Below are 20,413 nucleotides of genomic sequence, written 5' to 3'. Positions count from 1 at the left end.
GGGGGCCGAGGTGGCGGCTGTTTTGCTGCTCCCCTCTCCGGGGGTGTGGGGCCGGGGGTGAGGTCCCCCCGTTGAACGAAGCAGGCGCATGTGCTTTGACTGCCCGGGCGCCACGGGAGCAGGGCGTTCCATCTACATTCGTTTTATTTAGCGCAAGTCTCTTAATTCATCCTCCCGCCCTCCGCATCCCATGAGAAAGGCTTCCCTTTACTTCCTGCTCCTCCTGCCTTTGCTGCTGCCCGTGCTGGCGGCGGCCCAGGCGGTCACCATCGACCGCGTGAACCCGACCAACTGGTGGGTGGGCATGAAAAACCCCAACGTGCAGCTGCTGGTGCACGGCCCCGGCGCAGGCACGCTGGCCTACTCTGTGAATTACCCTGGTGTGAGGCTGGTGAAAACCAATACGGTTGAAAATCCCAACTACGCTTTTCTGGACCTCACCATTGCCCCCACCACCAAGCCCGGCAAGGTGCAGTTGGTGGGCAAAAAAGGCAGCCAGACCGTGACCCAGAGCTGGGAAATCAAAGGCCGCGACAACGCCCCCAAAGCCCAGGGCGTAACCGCTGCCGACTTCATCTACCTGGCCATGCCCGACCGGTTTGCCAACGGCGACCCGGCCAACGACAAGTTCGCCGACCTGCGCGACCCCAGCGCCGACCGGGCCAACCCCTTCCTGCGCCACGGCGGCGACCTAGCCGGGGCCGCCCAGCACCTGGACTACCTAAAGGAGTTGGGCGTGACGGCCGTATGGTTCACGCCCCTCATCGAAAACAACCAGCCGCTCACCAACGAGGGCGGCACCATGCGTGCCTCCTACCACGGCTACGGCTTCACCGACCAGTACGCCATCGATAAGCGCTTCGGGGGCAACGCGGCCTACAAAAGCTTCGTGCAGCAGGCCCACGCCGCCGGCCTGAAAGTGGTGCAGGATGCCGTGTACAACCACGTGGGCAATACCCACTGGATACTACAGGACCTGCCCATGAAAAGCTGGCTGCACCAGTGGCCCACCTACACCAACACCTCTTACCGCTACCAGCCCATCACGGACCCGCACGCCGCGCCTTCCGACCGCAAAAATACGCTCGACGGCTGGTTCGTGCCCTTCCTCCCCGACCTCAACCAGAGCAACCCCTACGTGGCCAACTACCTGATTGAAAACGCCATCTGGGTGGTCGAGAACTTCGGCATTGATGCCTGGCGCGTTGACACCTACATGTACAACGACCAGCCGTTCATGAACCGCTGCAACGCGGCGCTGCTGGCCGAGTACCCGCGCCTGCACATTTTCGGCGAGTCGATGGTGAATAACGTGGTTGACCAGTCGTACTACACCAAGAGCAACATCAATTTCCCCTTCAAGTCGAACCAGCCGGGCACCATCGATTTCGTGCTGGAATACGCCATGCTCGACGCCCTGAAGCAGGGCGTGAGCTACGACGGCGGCGTGCATAAATTTTACCAGGCCCTGGCCCAGGACGCGGTGTATCAGGACCCCACCAAGCTGGTGACCCTGCTCGACAACCACGACCAGAATCGCTTCCTGTCGGAAGTGGGCGACGATTTGGACAAGTACAAAATGGGCCTGACCTGGCTGCTCACCACCCGCGGCATCCCGAGCCTGTACTACGGCACCGAAATCCTGATGAAGAACTTCAAGGACCCCACCGATGCCGAGGTGCGGCGCGACTTCCCCGGCGGCTGGGCCGAGGATAAGGAAAACAAGTTCACCGCCGCCGGCCGCTCGGCCCGCGAAAACGAGGCCTTCGACTTCGTGAAAAAACTGGCCACCTACCGCCGCGACCACAAAGTGCTGCACACCGGCAAGCTCATGCAGTACCTGCCCCAGGACGGCCTCTACGTGTACTTCCGCTACGACGCCACCGGCACCGTGCTGGTGGCCACCAACACCTCCGACAAACCCGCCGCCCTGCCCACGGCCCGCTTCGCCGAGCGCACCACCGGCTTCACGAAAGCCCGCAACGTGCTGACGGGCGAAAGCCTGAGCAGCATTGCCACGCTGCAGCTGCCCGCCAAAACCGCCGTGGTGCTGGAGCTGCTGAAGTAGCACATTTATTCCATGCGGCAGTTAAAACCTGCTTTTCAAGGTTTACGCAACTCATCTCCCAAGCGAATTTTGTAGACCCCGAAAGGCAAATAGTTTATTGGACCCCGTTTAGACAACTGTTTCTTTTCAAATTGCCTGCCTGCATCGACCGGAATTGGCTCACGGTAGCGAGGGTTGAATTAATGTCCCTGACTACTTATTTTTGACTATTCAATTAGTTCGGCTGCGTGGCGTACCGACGCATGTTTTCAAAGCCACTGCCTTCCCGCTGCGTTAGGGAATATTGTCTGAACCCTCTGCCCCGCCCGATGAAAAAAATACTGCACGGATTGCTGCTGGTTACGGTTCTGAGCGCATTCACCCCCGGCCCTGCAACGCCCGCAACCCCGTTGTATGTCATGGCGCTGGCCGGGGCCGAGTTGCACGAGCAGCCCGCCTTTGCCTCGAAAATCGTGCGCCGACTGCCGATTGGGGCGGTCGTGCACGCGCGGCAGACCCTCGCCTCGCGCGAGGTACAACGAATCGGGGCGGGCCTGACGTTGCCGGGCAACTGGATAAAAGTGACGACGCCGGCGTACACCGGCTACGTTTTCAGCGCGGACCTCACCGCCAGGAGGCCGGCCGTCAAAAAGAGCCGCAGCGGCAGGACCTACATCGACTTGCTGGGCGCCCAAAAAAGCCAGCGTACGGAACAACGGCTCGTTGCGGCCGGCCCCCAAAATCGCCCGGGGGAATACGCGACCACGGACGTCATGGAGTACGCCAACGGCACGTACACTACCACCGCGTTTGACGGCTGCTTCGACCACGAGTATGCGTTTCGGCAGCTGGCGCTCAGTGAGGTCTACCACCACATGGTCAGCCACTACGCCGGCTACGACGGCAAAAAGTTGATGCTGCCCCAGTTGGTGTCCCGAAAAGGCAACGTGTACACGTTTACGTGCGGGCTCGACGGCGGCGACGCCACCCAGGAATTGCGGCTCACCGTCCATAAAAACGGAACCCTCGTCATTTCGTCTTACGACTGCACGTAACGCCCCCTCGCCAGCACCAGCGCCACCCGGCTGGGCACGTACAGGCTTAGCTGGTGCTCGTACGTCTCGTACTCGAAGGCCTCATCGGGCCGGTCGAAGCCGCCGAAACGGCTGTTATCCGATGACAACACCACACGGTACTTGCCCTCCTCCGTTACCCAGAAGCGGTAGTCGGTCAGGCTTTTTTCGACGTGGAAGTTGACGATGAACACCAGCCCGGCCCGCTCAAATACCAGCACCTGGTTGGCCTCGTCGTGCTTGAGCAAGGTGGCGGGGCCGGCGGCCAGCAGGTGGCGTTCCTTGGCCAGGTGAATCAGGGCCTTGTCAAAGGCGCCCATCTGGAAGAATTTCAGGTCGGGGTTGTCGCCCAGGCTCCACTGGCGACGGGCGAAGTGGTAGCTCCAGCCGTTGCCTTCGCGGGGAAAGTCGACCCACTCCGGGTGGCCGAACTCGTTGCCAATGAAGGTAAGGTAGCCCTCGCCGCCGGCCGCCAGCGTGAGCAGGCGGATGAGCTTGTGCAGGGCCAGCGCGCGGGCCGCGCCGGGGTCGCCGTCGGCGGCCTGCATGTGGGTGTAGATGCCCGCGTCGAATAACCAGTGAGCCAGGGTTTTGTCGCCCACCAGGGCCTGGTCGTGGCTTTCGGCGTAGGCAATGGTTTTTTCGCCCAGGCGGCGGTTGCTGAGCGTGTGCCACAGCTCGCCGAGCGGCCAATGCTCGTCGGGCGTGTGCTTGAGCAGCTTAATCCAGTAGTCGGGGATGCCCATGGCCAAGCGGTAGTCGAAGCCCACGCCGCCTTCCTTGATGGGGCGGCACAGGCCGGGCAAGCCGCTCATGTCCTCGGCAATCAGCAGGCTGCCTTTCTTGAACTCGTGGGCCAGCGTGGTGGCGAGCTGGAGGTAAAGAATGGCGTCCTCGTCGGCGGCCGGGCCGAAGTAGTTGTCGTAGCCCACGAAGGCCACGCCCTCGCCGTGGTGGTGGTAGAGCATACTGGTCACCCCATCGAACCGGAAGCCGTCGAAGTGAAATTCTTCGAGCCAGTAGCGCAGGTTGCTGAGCAGGAACTGCTGCACCTCGGGCCGGCCGTAGTCGAACAGCTTGCTGTCCCAGCCGGGGTGGTTGCCGCGCTCGCCCCGGTGAAAGTAGAGGTTGCCCGAGCCGTCGAAATCAGCCAAACCCTCGGCCTCGTTCTTCACGGCGTGCGAGTGCACGATGTCGAGCAGCACCGCGATGCCGCGCCGGTGGGCCTCGTCGACGAGAAACTTAAGGTCCTCGGGCGGGCCGAAGCGGGAGCTGGCGGCAAACAGATTGGCCACGTGGTAGCCGAAGGAGCCGTAGTAGGGGTGCTCCATTACGGCCATAAGTTGCACCACGTTGTAGCCGCCGGCCTGAATCCGGGGCAGAACATTATCGGCGAATTCGCGGTAGGTGCCCACCCGGCCTTCCTCGGTGGCCATGCCCACGTGGGCCTCGTAAATGAGCGGCTCTGGCGCCGCCGCGGCCGGCCGAAACTTCTGGTCGGTCCAGGCAAAGGGCATCGCGGGCCGCCACACCTGGGCGGCGTAGTCCTTGGTCTGCTCGTCCTGCACGGCGCGGCGCAGGGTGGCGGGCAGCCGGTCCTTGCCCCCGGCGCTGGTCACGACGTGCACCTTGTAGCGGCTGCCGTGGGTGAGGCGTCCGGCGTAGTCGGCATCGGGCAAGAAAGCCTCCCACACGCCGTACTCCAGGCGCTGCAGCGGGTTGGCCTGCCGGTCCCAGCCGTTGAAGTCGCCGACCAGAAACAGGGCCTCGGCGCCGGGGGCCCACTCGCGGTACACGTAGCCGCCGCGGCCGGCGTCGTGGTTCAGGCCCAGCTGCTGGTGGGCCGTGGCGTAATTCAGCAATGAGCCGTGGTGCTGCTCGATTTCGGCCAGCCGCGCCTGCAAGCGGGCCTGCCGCTGCCGCAGCACCGGCTCGAAAGGCGCCAGCCAGGCGTCGTTTTTGACGAGGGCCAGCGGGGCCCGGCGCGGGGCTTTGGCGGCCGCGGGAGCAGTGGGTTTCGACTTAGCCATGGTGCGGAGAAGGTTGGCTTCAAAAGTAGCGCACTGCCGGGGAGTTGTGCCTAAATACGAACGCCTTCGTCGGCGTTTTTGGGGCACTCGCTGCCAATTCTTCGCACGCAGTAGCAAGGCCGGTAATCTTAGTGTTATTTTGTTCGATGATGAAATACCGTTTACTGACCCTTCCATTCGCCCTGCTGCTGGCCTGTTCGGCCGAGCGGCCGGTGACGTCTACGTCGCGGGCGTTTGAGGGGTCGCTGGCCACGCCGCTGCCCACCGCCGCCGCGCCCCGGCTGGCGCGCTACGCCATGGTGGTGTCGGCCCACCCCGAGGCGTCGAAAATCGGCACCCTGGTGCTGCAGCGCGGTGGCAACGCCTACGACGCGGCCGTGGCCGTGCAGTTTGCCCTGGCGGTGGCCCTACCCGCGGCCGGCAACATCGGCGGTGGCGGCTTCCTGCTCTACCGCGACCGCAACGGCTCGGCCGGCAGCCTCGACTTCCGCGAAACGGCCCCCGCCGCCGCCACCCGCAACATGTACCTCGACAAACAGGGCAACGTGGTGGCCGGCCTGAGCACCGCCGGCCCGCTGGCCGTGGGCACGCCCGGCACGGTGGCCGGCATGGCCACGCTGCACAAGCAGCTCGGCAAGCTCTCCTGGCCCAGCCTGCTGCAACCGGCGGTGGCGCTGGCCGCCCGCGGCTTCCCGCTCACGGCCAAAGAAGCCGCCGGCCTCAACCGCACCCGCGCGGGCTTTCAGCAGCACAACCCCGGCAGCGCCCCGGCCTACCTGCGCCCCGGCGGCGGCGACTGGCAGGCCGGCGACACCCTGCGCCTGCCGGAGCTGGCCCGCTCCCTGGCCCGCGTCCGCGACCAGGGCCGGGCCGGCTTCTACAAGGGCGAAACGGCCCGCCTGCTGCTGGCCGAGATGCAGCGCCGCGGCGGCCTCATCAGCCAGGCCGACCTCGACGGCTACCGGGCCAAGTGGCGCGAGCCCCTGCGCGGCCGCTACCGCGATTACGACGTAATTACGATGGCCCCGCCCAGCAGCGGCGGGGTGGCCCTGCTGCAAATGCTGCAAATGCTGGAGCCCGTGGACCTGGCCCAGGCCGGCTACCACACGCCCCTGGCCGTGCACTACATCACCGAAGCCGAGCGGCGCGTGTACGCCGACCGCGCCACCTACCTCGGCGACCCCGACTTCGGCGTGGTGCCCACGCAGAAGCTGCTTGACCTCGACTACAACCACCAGCGGGCGGCCACCATGCGCTCCCGGGGCCGGGCCACCCCCAGCGCCACGCTGGCCGCCGGCCCGGGCCTGCCCGCCTACGAGAGCAGCGAAACCACCCACTTCAGCATCGTCGACGCCCTGGGCAATGCCGTGAGCTGCACCACCACGCTCAACGACTCGTACGGCAGCAAAGTGGTAGTGCCCGGCGCCGGCTTTTTGCTCAATGATGAGATGGACGACTTCAGCGCCAAGGCCGGCGTGCCCAATGCCTACGGCCTGACGGGCGGCACGGCCAACGCCATTGCCCCCGGCAAGCGCATGCTCAGCAGCATGACGCCCACCATCCTCACCCGCAACGGCAAAGTGGCCCTGGTGGTGGGCTCGCCGGGCGGCAGCACCATCATCACCAGCGTGCTGCAAACCATCCTGGGCATCGTGGACTACGGCCTGAACGCCCAGCAAGTGGTGACGGCGCCGCGCCTGCACCACCAGTGGCTGCCCGACCTCATTGACGTGGAAGCCGGCGCCCTGCTCCCCGCCGCCCAGGACACGCTCCGCGCCCGCGGCTACACCATCAACCCCCGCCTGCCCTGGGGCCGGCTCGACATCATCCACATCCGCCCCGAGGGCCTGCTGGAAGGCGGCGCCGACCCCCGCGGCGACGACACGGCGCTGGGATACTGAGGTGGTAATTAAGAATTAAGAATTAAGAATTAACAATGAAGAATTGAAAACGAGACTGCGCGGGGCAACAGTAACCCCGAAGTCCCTCTTCTTAATTCTTCATTATTAATTGTTAATTCTTAATTATTTAGCCGCTGGCATTCGGGCTACCAGGCGCAGGTTGCCAGCGGCGGCGATGAGCTTCTGGCTAATTTCGCGGGCTTTGTCGCCGTTGCCGCTGAAGTTGTGCACCGCCAGCGCCGACTGGGCCGTGAGCTCGCCCAGGTTCTGGAAGGCCTCGGCCATGCCGGCGGCATTGTTGGCGTTGATGTGGCCGCGCAGGGTTTCCAGCTCCTGCACGATGGGGCGCAACGCGGGCTGGTCGATGGCGCGCAGATGCTGAATCCAGTTATCAATCTGGCCGTGGCCCACGCTGGGGTCCAGCTGGAAGCCCTTTTCAATGGCGGCGAACAGGGATTGGACGCTGGATTCGACTTCGGAAATAAAGCTCATGGGAAATGTTTAGGAGAGAAAAAGGGACGGCCCCGCGCCGCGCCGCTGCGGGCGGGGCCGTGCAGCCCGGGTTTGCGGCCACGAAGGTACGCAGCGAGGCAGGCAAAAAGCCAACTTTCAAGCGCGTAACCCCGGGCCCGGCCCAGGAAGGACGGCCGCGCGGCGGGCAACAAAAAAGGCGGCCAACCCCGAGGTTGGCCGCCTTTTCAAGCAAGTGCAAACAACTACCGACGACTAGCCTTTCAACTGAGTCGCAGCCGAGCTCAGGGCCTGGCCGAGCTGGCGCAGCTTGTCCTGGGCATCGGGCGTGGCCGACGAAGCGGCTTTGGTGGTGTGCTCGCCCAGGGTGCTCAGGCTCTTGGACAGCGCGCCGGTGTCGGTAGCGCCGCTGGTCAGGGCGTCGTGCAGGTTCTGCAGCTCGGAGCTGATGCCCGACAGCTGCTGGTTGCCTTGCAGGGTCTTAATCCAGCCGGCGATGTTGGGACCGGCGGCGCCGGCGGCATTGGCTAAACCGCCCTGCAGGGCGTTGAGGGTGGCGTCGAGCTGGCTGGTGCCTTGGGTGCTCTGCGATTGGTTGTCCATGGTATTAGGAAAGGATGAAAAGGTGAATTGATGTGTTACCAACCTGCTTTACTCATTCTTGTTAAGTGTCGGACGTACAATATTTTGGCTTTCTGAATAAAATATTTTATCGCAAACTTTTCCAGCACTGGCAGGTTAAGCAGCGGCCCGTTTCACTCCGGCTCCGGGCGCAGGGCCTGCACGTCGGGATGGTAGTAGTTGACCACAATGACCGAAAAAGGGTGAGGCTCGCCTTCGCGCTTTTCGATGCGAATGGCCCCGGCGTCGCGCAGCTGGTTGAGCAGGTCGCGGCGCTCATAATCAGGCAGCTCGGGCAGCTCGTCGGCGAGCAGGCGCATGAACGGGCCCAGCCACAGCTCGGGCACCCGGCGCTGCTGCTTGGCTTCCAGCTTCTGAAACTCGCCCAGCATAAAGGCCAGCGCGCGGCGCTCCAAGTCGCCCACCACAGGCTTGCTCGGGGCGAAGTCGGGCAGCTCCTCGGCCGGCCGCGGGGCGCCGGCCCGGGCCGCCCCCGGCGCCCCGGGCCGCGGCACCCCACCCGTGGCCAGCGGGGCCACGGCAATGGTTTCGGGGCCTTTGGCTCCGTCGGGGGACGCGGGGCGAGTGGCCGACGGCACACCTTGCGTTCGGGCGCGGCGGCTTTCTTCGGCCGCCCGCAGCCGATCGGTGCGCCGCTTTTCGAGCTGGGCGAGGCGCTCGGGCGCGAGCAGGTCGCGGGCGTCGAGGAAGTGGTCAGCCCCGATGTTCTGGAGCAAGTCGCCGGAGACGGACTCGCGAAAGCCGGCCACCAGCACCTGCCGGGCCTGCCGCCGCAGGTGCTGGAGCACGGGAATGTAGTCGCGGTCGCCGGCCACGAGCACGAACGTGCCGATGTCGGGCCGGGTGTACATCACTTCCAGCGCGTCGATGCAGAGCTGCATGTCGGCGGCGTTTTTGTGGTCGGTGCCCAGCACGTTGCGCGTGCTCACGCCCATCAGGTAAAGGGCGCCCTGCGGGGCGGTAGCCATCCGCTCAAAGTCGGCGTAGGCGTAGCTGATGAGGCTATCGAGGCCCCGCGCACTGAGCTGCTCGCGCAACGTGCGGACGATGTCGAGCACATAGTCGTTGAGGTCAGGCGGGTCGTGGAAGTGATTCTTGAGGAAGTAGTACACGTTTTCAAAGTCGATGAAAACGGCGGCGTAGGAGGACGGGGGAGGCTTGGGCGTCATGCAGCGAAGGTATTATAGCCGTTTCGAGGTCAGGGTACAGAACGGGGCAGGGCGCGGGGCGGGGGCCCGCACCCTACGTACACGAACCCGAGAACGGCTCTATGTTGCAAAGCAGAGGCGCGGGCTCCGGGCCGTTCGGCGCACCAGATACGTAGCGGCCGCCTCGCGCGGCCGGCTTTGCTCACGCATTTGGCCCACCGGCTTCGGCCGTAACTTGCCGGCTCCTGTTTTTTCTGCTGTGATGAAGGCCAATTTCTTTACTCCGGGTGCATTGCTATTGCTGGCGGTGCTGCCGTTGCTGCGGACGCCCGCCGCCCAGGCCCAGCGCGCCGACCAGGGCCGGCCAGCCAACGACCCGTTCGGGCGACGTCCGGCGCGGGCGGTGCCGGGGGGGCGCTACCTGTCTCACGCCTACGCCAAGGGCATTCTGACGGTAGCCGCCACCGACGGCAGCAGCTTGCGGATGCGCCCCTGGGCACCGGGCGTGGTGAAGGTGGAATATTTCGCGCCCGGCCGCGCCGCCCGCCCCGACAGCTCGGTGAGCGTAGTGCAAGCCCCAAACCCCTGGGCGCCGCCTTTTTATCATCCCGAAGGGCCCGAGGCCGGCGCGCCGCGGGCTTCCTTTAGCGCTTGGCGCGCCGGGGACGTACGCGCAACCCGCGCCGCGTTGGAGTGGCCCGTGGACGGTACTATTCGGGTTATTGTGCAGAAAAACCCGTTGCGCGTGCGCTGCGTGCGCCGAGGGGAAACCCTGGTGGCGGAGGCGGGCGGGTCCTTTCGGCGCAGCGGAATAGCGAATGGCGAGCCCGGTGGCACGGGCGTTTCCTTCCGCCTCGCGCCGGGCGAGCGGCTGTACGGCACGGGCTCGCGCGCGCTGCCCGTGGACCGGCGCGGCCACCGCCTGGAGCTGTACAACCAAGCGCATTACGCCTCCCAAAACGGCGAGCCCAACCTCAACATCACCCTGCCCACGGTGCTCAGCAGCCGCGGCTACCTGCTGTTTTTCGACCACCACGCGGCCGGCTACCTCGACCTGGGCAAGACCGACCCAAACGTACTGGAGTACGGCGGCGAAAACCTGACTTCGCTCAGCTACTTCGTGATAACGGGCCGCAACCAGACCGAAATCCTGGACCGCTACACGGCCCTCACCGGCCGCCAGCCGCTGCCGCCGCGCTGGGCCTTGGGCCTCATCCAGAGCCGCTTTGGGTATAAGTCGGACGCTGAAATGCAGCAAGTGGCCGCTCGGATGCGCCGCGAAAACTTCCCGCTCGACGCGCTGGTGCTCGACCTGTACTGGTTTGGGGGCACCACCCGGCAGGGCGACCTAAGCTGGGACCAACCCAAATTTCCCGACCCCGTAGGCATGATGAGCCGCCTCCGACAGCAGGGCGTGAAGACCATCCTGATTTCGGAACCCTACGTGATGCGCACCTCCCGCAACGACTCTACCGTGCGCACCCGAGGTCTGGTGGGCACCACGGCAGCGGGCCGGCCGTTCACGGTGGCCTCGTTCTGGGCCGGGCCAGCCAGCATTCTGGACGTGTTCAAGCCCGCGGCCCGCGACTGGCTCTGGGGCTACTACCGCACGTTGCGCAACCAGGGCGCCGCGGGCTGGTGGAGCGACCTCGGCGAGCCCGAAAACCACCCCGAAGCCATGCGCCACGTGGCCGGCCCCACCCGGGCCGTGCACAACGCCTACGGCCAAAGCTGGGCCAGCATTCTCACCGAAGGCTACGCCCGGGAATTTCCCGAAGAGCGGGTGTTCAACCTGGCCCGCTCGGGCTGGGCGGGCCTGCAGCGCAACTCGGTATTTCCGTGGTCGGGCGACATCAACCGTTCCTGGAGCGGCTATCAGGCCCAGGTGCCGGTGATGCTGGGCATGAGCGCCGGCGGCGTGGGCTACATGCACTCCGACGCCGGCGGCTTCTGCGTGGGCGGCATCGACCCGGAACTGTACACCCGCTGGCTGCAGATGGCCAGCCTCTGCCCCATCCTGCGGCCCCACGGCGAGGGCGTGCCCCCGGAGCCCTATTATTACCCCAACCCCTATAAAAGCAGCGTGCGCGCCGCCATGCAACTGCGCTACCAACTACTGCCGTACTTGTACACCCTAGCCTGGCAGAACACTACGACCGGCGCGCCGCTGGTGCGGCCCATGGACTATGACGCTGCGCTTGATAACGCTGCGCTTAATGAAGAATCAAGAATGAGGAATGAAGAATTGTCATCTGCTAATTCCTCATTCTTCATTCCTCATTCCTCATTAAGCGCAGCGTCTAACGACCAGTACCTGCTCGGGCCCAACCTGCTGGTGGCGCCGGTGCTGCACCCCAGCCAGCGGCGGCGCAACGTGGTGCTGCCCGCCGGCAATTGGGTCGACTTTGCCACCAACCAAACCTACGCCGGCGGGCGCACGACGGGCGTGGTGGCCCCGCTGGCCCACGCGCCGCTGCTGGTGCGGGCCGGCGCCTTCCTGCCGATGACGGCCTACCGGCCCAGCACCGCGCAGTACCGGCCCGATACGCTGCTGCTGCGCTACTACCCCGACCCGCAGACGCCCAAATCCAGCTTTACGCTCTATGAAGACGACGGGCACTCAGCGCAGGCCCTGGCGAAAAAACAGTTCGAGCTGCTGAAGCTATCAGGCAGCTACGCGGCTGGGCAAACCGACATTCTGCTGGCTACCAACGGCGGGCAGTACCCCGGTCAGCCCGCCCGGCGCTGGGTGGAGCTGCTGATTCAACGGGTGGCGGCCGCCCCCGACGCGGTGCTGCTGAACCAGACGGCGCTGCCGCCCGGCGCCGTGGCCTACGACCCGGCGCGCCGCGAGCTGCGCCTCGGGTTTTTTCTGCTGAATCCCGGCACGGTCGTCTCCCTGCGCGGCCTGCGCCTGACCACCGCCCCGGCCACCAACTCCGACCCCGAAACCCTGACCCTGGAGGCACCCGGGAGCCGCAGCTTCGGCCCCGGCGGCACGGCGCTGCATTACACCCGGCACCCCGCCGGGCGGGCCGATGCGCCGGTGCTGCTGCTCATCCGCAACGCGCAGGGCGGCGTGGTGCGCGTGCTGGAGCTCGACGGCCGGCCCGGCCCCCACGCCCTGGCCTGGGACGGACGCGACGAAAACCACCGCCCCGTGCCCCCCGGCGTGTACGTGGCCGAGGCCGGCGAGCAGCACCAGCGCCTCATCGTGACGCAGTGAGCTGGTGGCACAAATGCTACGTCCAGCATTTCTCCGATCCGTGTGCGGGTGTAGAGACGCAACAGTTGGAGTCTCGTTGTTGCACGATAACGCTTCAACGACGCCGTGAAGATTGCACCCGAGCGGCGCAGACGACGAGACTCCAACTGTTGCGTCTCTACCGCGTTTCGGCAGCGCGCACCGTTTGTAAAACCGCTCTAACACCACCTTTTCCGCCATGCAGCCGTTCGACACCGCCCGCCTTCACTGCCGGCCCTTCGCCGAATCCGATGCGGCCGGCATGTTTGCTCTCGACTCTGACCCGGCCGTGCACCGCTACCTTGGCGGCATCGGCGGCCGGCTCCTGACCGAGCCCGCCCAGAGCCTGGAAATGGTTCGCTTCATCCGGGCCCAGTACGTGGCCAATGGCATCGGGCGCTGGGCGGTACTGCTGCGGGCCACCGGCGAGTTCATGGGCTGGGCGGGCCTGAAGCTGGTGGCCGGCCCCATCAACGGCCACCACGACTTCTACGACCTGGGCTACCGCTTCCGGCCGCACTTCTGGCGGCAGGGCTACGGCCACGAGGCGGCCCAGGCCTGGCTCGATTACGGATTTAAAACCCTCCGGCTGCCCCAAATCTGCGCCTATGCCGATGCGGAGAACGCGGGCTCGCGCCGCATTCTGGAGAAAATTGGTCTGCGGCAGGGCAATGAGTTTATCGAGAGCGGCGTGCGCTGCGTGTGGTACGAGGCCGCCAACCCCGGGCCAGAGAAATAAACGCCAAGGGCTTTTCAGACGGTGGCCAGCTAGCGCGCCAGCACGTCGAAGGCCACCTGAAAGTCGTTGCGGATGGCATAGCTGCCCAGGTTCTGAAAGAACGAGGCGGAGTTGTAGTTGATGCCAAACTCGGTGCGGTCGAGCGTGGCGGTGCCACGCAGGCGCAGGCCACCGTCCGGGGCCGGGGTCACCGTCACCGGAAACTCCACGGGCTTGGTGGTGCCTTTCAGCGTGAGGGTGCCCCGGGCTTTGCCGGCCCGGAACTCCGTCAGCTCAAACACGGCGGTGGGGAATTTGGCCACGTCGAAGAAGTCGGCGTTGCGCAGGTGCTCGGCCAGCGGGGCTTGCTCGTGGGCAATGGTGGCCATGTCGACCACCACCCGGGCGGCGCGCACGACCTGGCCCGCGGTGACGACACTGCCCTCACGCAACCGGATGGTGCCCTGGGGCGCCCAAGTGCCGGCCTCCGCGTGGCCGGTCCAGGTGAGGGTGCTCGTGGCGGGGTCGAGGCGGTAGGTGGCGGTGGCAACGGGGCGGGCGGCCAGCAGGGCGAACAAGGGGAGTAGGAAAATGAGGAAGGTTTTCATGGGGATGATTTGAAAAAATGAGGTAATGGATTGATGAAAAAATGGGACGTTTATTTACTTGGTGACTTGCGCCTCGGCTTCGGTTTCAATCAGCGCGTAGCCTTTGTAGAGGCGGCCCTGCGCGTCCTTGGCCAGGATGAACCAGAGGGCATCGCCGCCGTACAGGCGCTGGCCGCGGTCGGCGTAGCGGTAGTTGCGGACGAAAGTGTAGGCAACGCCCTGCTTCAGCTTGCCGCCGGGGCAGTTGAACAGCTCGGCGAATTCGGCGGGGGTTTGGCGGATGTTGGTTTGCCAGCCGGCGGCGCTGTACCAGATGTAGCTGCCGCAAGCCATCACCTGCAGGTCGGCGACTTCGGCGCGCACGCTGGTGCTGTGCTTCCAGACGTGGCCGCCCGGCGCGGCAGGGTTGGGCTCGGGGTACACCACGTTGGGCGAGTGCCAGAGGGTGAGGCCGCCGGGCAGCCGGCGCAGCTCGTCGGGCAGCAGGCGGGAGTGGTCGGACCAGGCCGGGGCCGGGGCGGTTTGGGCGGGAGCGGCGGGGGCCTGAGCCTGAGCGGCGGCCGGGCAGAAGGCCAGCGCGCCGAGCGCCAGCAGCAAGCAACGGGTCATGGAAGGGGGCGTTTGAAGCATGACCCAAAGGTGGCCCTCTCCCCCGCCGCCCATCGCCCCGAAACCGGATGTGGGACGTCCCAATACCAGATTTGGGACTTTCTCAACCCCAATCCCCTATTATTCCGGCTGATTCTCGCCAGGCTGGTACTCGCGCGGGGCCACGCCGGTCACCTGCTTGAAGATGCGGTTGAAGGTCGTCTTCGAGTTGAAACCGCTTTCGAAGGCAATGCCCAGCAGGGTGAAGCGGCGGGCATCGGGGGCGGCAAGGCGGCGCTGGACCTCGGCCACGCGGTAGCCGTTCACCAGGTCGTTGAAGGAACGGCCGAAGCCCGCGTTCACGGTGAAGGAAATGAGGCGCGGCGGCAGGCCGGTGTGGGCGGCCAGCTCGGCCAGGGTCAGCGTCGGGTTTTGGTAGAGCCGGTCGTCGACCAGCGCGCGGCGAATGCGCTCCATCGCAAGCGGGTCGGGCTGGACGGCGGGCGGCTCCACGGCCGCCGCGGCCGCGGCCGCAAGCATCGCCGTTTCGGATGGGCCGGGCGCAGACGCCCGCGCGACGGGCGCCGCCGGAGCGGAAGCAGCGGGCGGGGGCGCCGCGGCAAAATTCTCAACGGCCCACGCCGGCAACGGCGCGGCTTCAACTGCGTCGGCTGCCTCCGCCTCCGGTGCGAAGCGCACGGCCCGCATGTCGGCCTGCCGCAGGCCCACCACCCCGATAACAAACACCACCACGCCCAGCAATTCGGTGGAATAGTCGTAGCGGTAATACACGCCAAAAAACTCGCGCAGCACCAGCTCCGCCAGCCACTGCCCACTCACGAGGGCCAGCAGCAGCAGCAGCCAGCGCAACCAGCGCAGCCGCAGCCGCGAGACCTCGGAGAAATTGTCTTCCAGCCAGCGGCCGTAGCCCCGCAGCAGGCGCAGGCTCAGGAACAGGTACACCATGAGCGACACCCAGGTGCCGATGAATTCCAGCCGGTAGGTGACGGGCCGGTGCACGGTCTGCCAGAAGTCGTTGCGCGCCGCGTAGGGCTGGAAGCGCAGCCACCAGTACAGGCCCGCCTGCGCCAGCACCGGCCCGAAATGTGCCCAGTAGCGCGCCCGCCACCGAAACCCGGCGTTGACCAGGCTGCGCACGTAGAAATACAGCAGCGGCCCAAACGCCAGCGAGTAGTAAATGGGCGAAAAATATAGCCCGGCCTCTTGCTCGTAAAGGCCCGATACCCGAAAAAATCCGTCGAGCACCCACAGCCCGATGGCCACCATGAGCAGGGCCAGGAAGCGGTTGGAGCCCCGGTTGAACGGCGCCGCCGCCAGCAGCCCGGCCGCAAACAGCGCCTGCGCGATGACGGCAAACAGCGCCACCGCCATGAAGGAAATCTGAATTTTCATGGGCTTACCAGCTAACCGGCCGGCGCAAATATGCAGCCCCGTCGCGTTGCGCAGCTTACGCGCTGATTCGAGTCGACCGGCACAGCGCCCGCCCGGTTCGGTCAACAACCGTCCGGCCGCCGCCGGGCGGCTACCCGATGTGGGAACAATATGCCCGGAAGGGAGTAAAAACCAGTGAACCTTGCCCCTGCTTATGCCTTTTTTCCTGGCTGAACCCATTACCGCCTTCGACTGGCCGCGCATCTGGCTGGGCGAGCACCCGCCACTCTACGCCCTGGAAGTGCTGGGCCGCACCGTGGTAGCCTACCTGCTGCTGCTGGCGGCCCTGCGCGTCACGGGGCGGCGCAGCGTCAAGCAGCTGTCGCTGTTCGAGCTGAGCATCGTCATCGGGCTGGGCTCCATCGCGGGCGACACCATGTTTTACCCCGAGGTCCCGCTCAGCCACGCCCTCATCGTGTTCGGGGCGGTGATGGCGCTGTACTGGCTGTTTAACCGGCTCACGGAGTTCTCGCCCAAGTTCAGCAACTGGATGGAAGGCGAAGACGTTTTGCTGCTCAAAGACGGCCTGTTGCACTGGCAGAATTTTGAGCAGCAGCACCTTACTCAGAAAGAGCTGTTCGGCGAGCTGCGCCAGCAGCAAGTCGAGCACCTGGGCCAGTTGAAAGCCGTGTACAGCGAAGCCAGCGGCGAGCTCAGCGTGTTCTTTTGTGAAGACGCGGACGTGCGCCCCGGCCTGCCCATCCTGCCCGAAGACCTCACCAGCGCCCAGCAAAGCATCGCCGCCGCCGGCCCCTACGCCTGCCTCAACTGCAGCCACGTGGCCGAGCTGGCGCCGGCCGCCGCCCACGCCTGCCCGGTGTGCCGCAAGGGCGACTGGCTGCCCGCCAGCACCGCCCGGCGCATCACGTAGGGAAATTAGAAATTGAGAATTAAAAAATAAAAATGGGTGAGATTTTTAATAAAGCTGTTTGCGTGGTTTGTTCAACAAAATAGGCAAGTTGCTTTGACGAACGCCGTAGGACCGGCTGGCGAATTGCTAAACCGATTCAGCAAAAGGCCTGCTCCATTTTTAATTTTTAATTCTCAATTTTTAATTCCTTCAGCCCCGCGCCAGCCAGTAGCCGGCCGCGGACAGCAGCACGCCCGCGGCCACGCTGCCGCCCGCGTACAGCGCCGCCAGCCCCACCTGGCCCGCCCGCAGCAGCGCCACGTTCTCCAGGGCAAAGGCCGAGAACGTGGTGAAGCCCCCGCACACGCCCGTGATGAGCAGCAGCCGCCACGCCGCGCCGAGCTGGTACCGCTCCAACAGGCCCAAAAACAGGCCCGCCAGCAGGCAGCCCAGCGCGTTCACGGCGCCGGTGCCCACGGGCCAGGCCAGCGGCCAACGGCCCTGCACGTACTGCTGCATCAGGTAGCGGGCCACGGCGCCCGCCCCGCCGCCCACGCCAATCAGTAGCCAGGAAGTATTCATGCTGGTAAACTTACGCGGCCCGGCGGTGGCTACTTTTGGGCCCGCCTAATTTGGCCGGAATCTGCTCCGTGATGAGGCGGCGACCGGCGATGAAGCCCTGGCGGCAGCGGGCGGCGGTGTGAGCGGTGTAACGGTTGGCCCACGCGTCGAAGCGCAGGAAGGAGCCGCGCAGCTGCCGGGCCCGGAAGTAGGCGCTGCAATTCCGCTCCGCTACCGGCGGCCGGGACGCAAAGCCGTCGCAGCGGCAGCAATGAGAGAATCCGCACGGGCTGAAAATGAGGCCGCAAGGCACCGAATTGGGCTATTTTTGCGCAACCAGAGCCTGATTCACAGCCTCCCTTTCCAACACTTCATTCAGGCCGCAAGAATTGACAGGCTCTTTGAGAGGTCCGAAGCAACCACTAGCAGTCAGGCAGTGTCTTACTCCCGGTTCTATCAATCATTCCATGAAAAAAATACTCTGCGGCGCATTACTTCTGCTGCCCGGCTTGGCCCTGGCCCAAACCGAAAACTTCGTGGTAAAAGGCACCGTGGCCAACAACGCCGCGGTGAGCAAAGCCTACTTGGGTTATCCCGTGGACAAAAAATGGTCGGTAGACTCGGCGTTAGTGAAGAACGGCCGTTTCGAGTTCAGGGGCACTTTGCCCGAGCCGGTGCGGGCCTCCCTCACCTTCAGCCACAACGGCACCGCCCTGCGAAAATCGCGGGACGCGAGCAGGAAGTTCTTCTACCTGGAGAAGGGCGTCGTAACCGTTGCCACGCCGGATTCGGCTACGAAAATCACGGTACGCGGCACGCCGCTCAACGACGAAAACGCCAAGTTGGAGGCCTCCCTGAAGCCACTTGATGACCAATACAACGCGCTGGTGAACAAGTATAACCCGCAGCCCGAGGCCGCCCGCAAAGATTCCGCCCACGCAGCGCAGCTCGAAGCGAAGCTCGCCCCCATCGAAGCAGCGCAGCAGAAAATTCGGGCCGATTATATCAAAACGCACCCCGATGCGCGTTTCAGCTTGGTCGTTTTGCAGGATTTGGGCGGGTCCACCCCCGATGTGGGGCTCTACGCCGCGCTGTACCAAGGCCTGAGCGCCGCCGTGCGGAGCTCGCCGCGGGGCCAACGCATCAGCGAGCAAATCGAGCGCCGGCGAAAGGTGGCGGTGGGTGCCATCGCCCCCGACTTTACCCAAAACACTCCCGACAACGTACCCGTGAAGCTCTCCAGTCTGCGCGGCAAGTACGTGCTGATTGATTTCTGGGCGAGTTGGTGCGGTCCCTGCCGCCAGGAAAACCCCAACCTGGTGAAGGCCTTCAACACGTATAAAGACAGGGGGTTCACCGTCCTCGGCGTGTCGCTCGACCAGGAGAACGGCCGCGAAGCGTGGGTAAAAGCCATCCAAAAAGACAATCTGACCTGGACCCACGTGTCGGACCTAAAGTCCTGGAACAATGCCGTGGCCCAAGAATACAGCGTGCAGGCTGTGCCGCAGAACTTTTTGCTCGACCCAAGCGGCAAAATTGTGGCCGTTAACTTGAGAGGCGAAGAGCTGCGAAGCACGCTCGGCAAACTGCTGAAAGCCAAGTAAGGCCGTTTTGCAGGTCGTACTTGCGACTTATTGATAATTCACCAAAATCTATGTGCAAGCGGCTCCTCCCAGCAGGACAAGTTGACCTGCGCGCAGCCCAGCTACGTGGTAGCCCCCATGACCGTCTGACCTAGCTGCATCTCCGACTTGCTGGTGCGCGTAGCAGATGCCCACCAAGTGTAGTAGGGAAAAGCAGGGGTGGAAAAAGCACCGGCGCGCACGCCGCTGACTGAGGCACCGGACGCCGCCCGCGCCGTTTTTGCCAGGGGTGGAACCATGATGGGGAGTTTGGGCAACGCCTTGCCGACCAAAGGTTGGGGGCGGACTCGCAGCGTCCGCGTTCAACCTTCGGTCGTATTTTTCAGTTAGCGCAGCCCACTGCTGCCCCCTCTTCCTCCAATGCAAACCCGTGAACTCGGCCGCTCTGGCCTCGCCATTGCGCCCCTCGTGCTGGGCGGCAACGTCTTCGGCTGGACCATCGACGAAGCCACTTCCTTTGCCGTGCTCGACGCCTTCGTGGCCGGCGGCGGCAACGCCATCGACACGGCCGACGGCTACTCGGTGTGGGTGCCCGGCCACGTGGGCGGCGAGTCCGAAACCATCATCGGCCGGTGGCTCCAGCAGCGCGGCCGGCGCGACAACCTGGTCATCGCCACCAAAGTGGGCTGGGAGGTGAATGCCCAGAACAAAGGCCTGGCCCGGGACTACATCATCCGCGCCGTGGAAGGCTCGCTCCAGCGGCTGCAAACTGACTACGTCGACCTCTACCAGTCGCACAAAGACGACCTCACCGTGCCCGTGGAAGAAACCCTGGAAGCCTACGCCCAGCTGGTGCGGGCGGGCAAGGTGCGGGCCATTGGCGCCTCCAACTTCACGGCCGCCCGCCTGAGCGAGTCGTTGGCAGCCAGCCAGCGGCACGGCTACCCGCGCTACGAGACGCTGCAAAACCTGTACAACCTCTACGACCGGACCGAATTTGAGCAGAACCTCGCGCCCCTGCTGCTCCAGGAAAACATCGGCGCCATTCCTTACTACGGCCTCGCCGCGGGCTTCCTCACCGGCAAGTATCGCGACTCTAAAGATCTACAGAAGAGCCTTCGGGGCCCCGGCGTGGGTTCCAAGTATTTAAACGAAAAGGGCCTGGGCCTGCTCACCGCGCTCGATTCGGTGGCCAATCGCCAGCAGGCCACGCTCGCCCAGGTAGCCCTGGCCTGGCTAATGCAGGCGCCCGGCGTGACGGCCCCCATCGCCAGCGCCACCAGCGTGGGCCAGGTCGCGGAGCTGCTCGAAGCCACCGAGCTGCGGCTGACCGCCGAGGATTTGGCCACATTGGAAGCCCACCAGCCCGCGGCCACGGTGACAACGGCTAAATAGCAGGACAACCCAACCATAACAACGTCATGTCGAGCGCAGCCGAGACATCTCGCCCGCAACAGTAATTCTAATTCGTGAGAACGATGCGGGCGAGATGTCTCG

Annotated in this window: 17 protein-coding genes; 8 read left to right on the top strand and 9 right to left on the bottom strand. The window is 65.0% G+C overall.

All coding sequences use genetic code 11. The annotated features are described in order from the left end of the window. The first annotated feature begins 190 nt into the window (after window positions 1–190). Both RMO51_RS18985 and RMO51_RS18980 read left to right on the top strand, forming a co-directional pair. Window positions 191–2,068, top strand: coding sequence for a glycoside hydrolase family 13 protein (locus RMO51_RS18985; protein ID WP_310397375.1), 1,878 nt, complete (start codon window positions 191–193; stop codon window positions 2,066–2,068). A 308-nt stretch (window positions 2,069–2,376) separates the two neighbouring features. After that, a complete protein-coding gene (locus RMO51_RS18980) occupies window positions 2,377–3,102 on the top strand; it encodes a hypothetical protein (protein ID WP_310397373.1) in 726 nt (241 codons plus the stop codon). On the opposite strand, the gene RMO51_RS18975 is transcribed toward RMO51_RS18980, so the two are convergent. Further along, on the bottom strand, window positions 3,087–5,150 hold the full coding sequence (locus RMO51_RS18975; RefSeq protein WP_310397370.1) for an alpha amylase C-terminal domain-containing protein: 2,064 nt from the start codon (window positions 5,148–5,150) through the stop codon (window positions 3,087–3,089). The genes RMO51_RS18980 and RMO51_RS18975 overlap by 16 nt on opposite strands. 149 nt (window positions 5,151–5,299) lie before the next feature. On the opposite strand from RMO51_RS18975, the gene ggt reads away from it, so the two are divergent. Continuing rightward, entirely contained in the window at window positions 5,300–7,051 is a 1,752-nt protein-coding gene (ggt, locus tag RMO51_RS18970) for a gamma-glutamyltransferase (protein WP_310397369.1), read from the top strand. Window positions 7,052–7,174: 123 nt separating this feature from the next. Here ggt and RMO51_RS18965 read toward each other — a convergent pair whose 3' ends face one another. From RMO51_RS18965 to RMO51_RS18955, 3 genes are all read right to left on the bottom strand, one after another. After that, the gene (locus RMO51_RS18965) at window positions 7,175–7,543 is read right to left on the bottom strand and encodes a hypothetical protein (protein ID WP_310397367.1); all 369 of its coding nucleotides are present in this window, start codon (window positions 7,541–7,543) and stop codon (window positions 7,175–7,177) included. A gap of 234 nt (window positions 7,544–7,777) precedes the next feature. Next, window positions 7,778–8,125 (bottom strand): hypothetical protein, encoded by a 348-nt coding sequence (locus tag RMO51_RS18960; RefSeq protein WP_310397365.1) that lies wholly within the window; start codon window positions 8,123–8,125, stop codon window positions 7,778–7,780. 152 nt (window positions 8,126–8,277) lie between these two features. Then, window positions 8,278–9,333 carry an NYN domain-containing protein gene (locus RMO51_RS18955; protein ID WP_310397363.1) on the bottom strand — a complete coding sequence of 352 codons (1,056 nt, stop codon included), beginning with the start codon at window positions 9,331–9,333 and terminating at the stop codon, window positions 8,278–8,280. A 241-nt stretch (window positions 9,334–9,574) separates the two neighbouring features. On the opposite strand from RMO51_RS18955, the gene RMO51_RS18950 reads away from it, so the two are divergent. Beyond that, the gene (locus tag RMO51_RS18950) at window positions 9,575–12,538 is read left to right on the top strand and encodes a TIM-barrel domain-containing protein (RefSeq protein ID WP_310397361.1); all 2,964 of its coding nucleotides are present in this window, start codon (window positions 9,575–9,577) and stop codon (window positions 12,536–12,538) included. 217 nt (window positions 12,539–12,755) lie between these two features. Beyond that, window positions 12,756–13,295: a GNAT family N-acetyltransferase gene (locus RMO51_RS18945; protein WP_310397359.1), complete on the top strand. Its 540-nt coding sequence runs from the start codon at window positions 12,756–12,758 to the stop codon at window positions 13,293–13,295. Window positions 13,296–13,324: 29 nt separating this feature from the next. Here the strand turns inward: RMO51_RS18945 and RMO51_RS18940 are convergent, their stop codons facing one another. From RMO51_RS18940 to RMO51_RS18930, 3 genes are all read right to left on the bottom strand, one after another. Further along, a complete protein-coding gene (locus RMO51_RS18940) occupies window positions 13,325–13,882 on the bottom strand; it encodes a YceI family protein (RefSeq protein WP_310397357.1) in 558 nt (185 codons plus the stop codon). 54 nt (window positions 13,883–13,936) lie between these two features. Then, a complete protein-coding gene (locus tag RMO51_RS18935; protein ID WP_310397355.1) occupies window positions 13,937–14,491 on the bottom strand; it encodes a hypothetical protein in 555 nt (184 codons plus the stop codon). 120 nt (window positions 14,492–14,611) lie between these two features. Beyond that, the gene (locus RMO51_RS18930) at window positions 14,612–15,883 is read right to left on the bottom strand and encodes an AraC family transcriptional regulator (RefSeq protein ID WP_310397353.1); all 1,272 of its coding nucleotides are present in this window, start codon (window positions 15,881–15,883) and stop codon (window positions 14,612–14,614) included. 193 nt (window positions 15,884–16,076) lie between these two features. Here RMO51_RS18930 and RMO51_RS18925 point away from each other — a divergent pair, with 193 nt between their 5' ends. Then, window positions 16,077–16,793, top strand: a complete 717-nt coding sequence (locus RMO51_RS18925) for a YetF domain-containing protein (RefSeq protein ID WP_310397352.1) — start codon at window positions 16,077–16,079, stop codon at window positions 16,791–16,793. A 189-nt stretch (window positions 16,794–16,982) separates the two neighbouring features. On the opposite strand, the gene crcB is transcribed toward RMO51_RS18925, so the two are convergent. Further along, the gene (gene crcB / locus RMO51_RS18920; protein WP_310397349.1) at window positions 16,983–17,354 is read right to left on the bottom strand and encodes a fluoride efflux transporter CrcB; all 372 of its coding nucleotides are present in this window, start codon (window positions 17,352–17,354) and stop codon (window positions 16,983–16,985) included. A gap of 446 nt (window positions 17,355–17,800) precedes the next feature. Between crcB and RMO51_RS18915 the strand changes: the two genes are divergently transcribed. Continuing rightward, complete coding sequence (locus RMO51_RS18915; protein WP_310397346.1) at window positions 17,801–18,937, top strand: TlpA disulfide reductase family protein; 1,137 nt, start codon at window positions 17,801–17,803, stop codon at window positions 18,935–18,937. 101 nt (window positions 18,938–19,038) lie between these two features. Here RMO51_RS18915 and RMO51_RS18910 read toward each other — a convergent pair whose 3' ends face one another. After that, entirely contained in the window at window positions 19,039–19,215 is a 177-nt protein-coding gene (locus tag RMO51_RS18910; RefSeq protein WP_310397344.1) for a hypothetical protein, read from the bottom strand. Between the two features lie 121 nt (window positions 19,216–19,336). On the opposite strand from RMO51_RS18910, the gene RMO51_RS18905 reads away from it, so the two are divergent. Beyond that, the gene (locus tag RMO51_RS18905) at window positions 19,337–20,311 is read left to right on the top strand and encodes an aldo/keto reductase (protein WP_310397342.1); all 975 of its coding nucleotides are present in this window, start codon (window positions 19,337–19,339) and stop codon (window positions 20,309–20,311) included. The last annotated feature ends 102 nt before the right edge of the window (window positions 20,312–20,413 follow it).

This window comes from Hymenobacter sp., from assembly GCF_031398885.1.
Classification (GTDB): domain Bacteria; phylum Bacteroidota; class Bacteroidia; order Cytophagales; family Hymenobacteraceae; genus Hymenobacter.
Note: the sequence above shows the minus strand (reverse complement) of the source record. Positions and strands in the feature narration are given on the sequence as shown.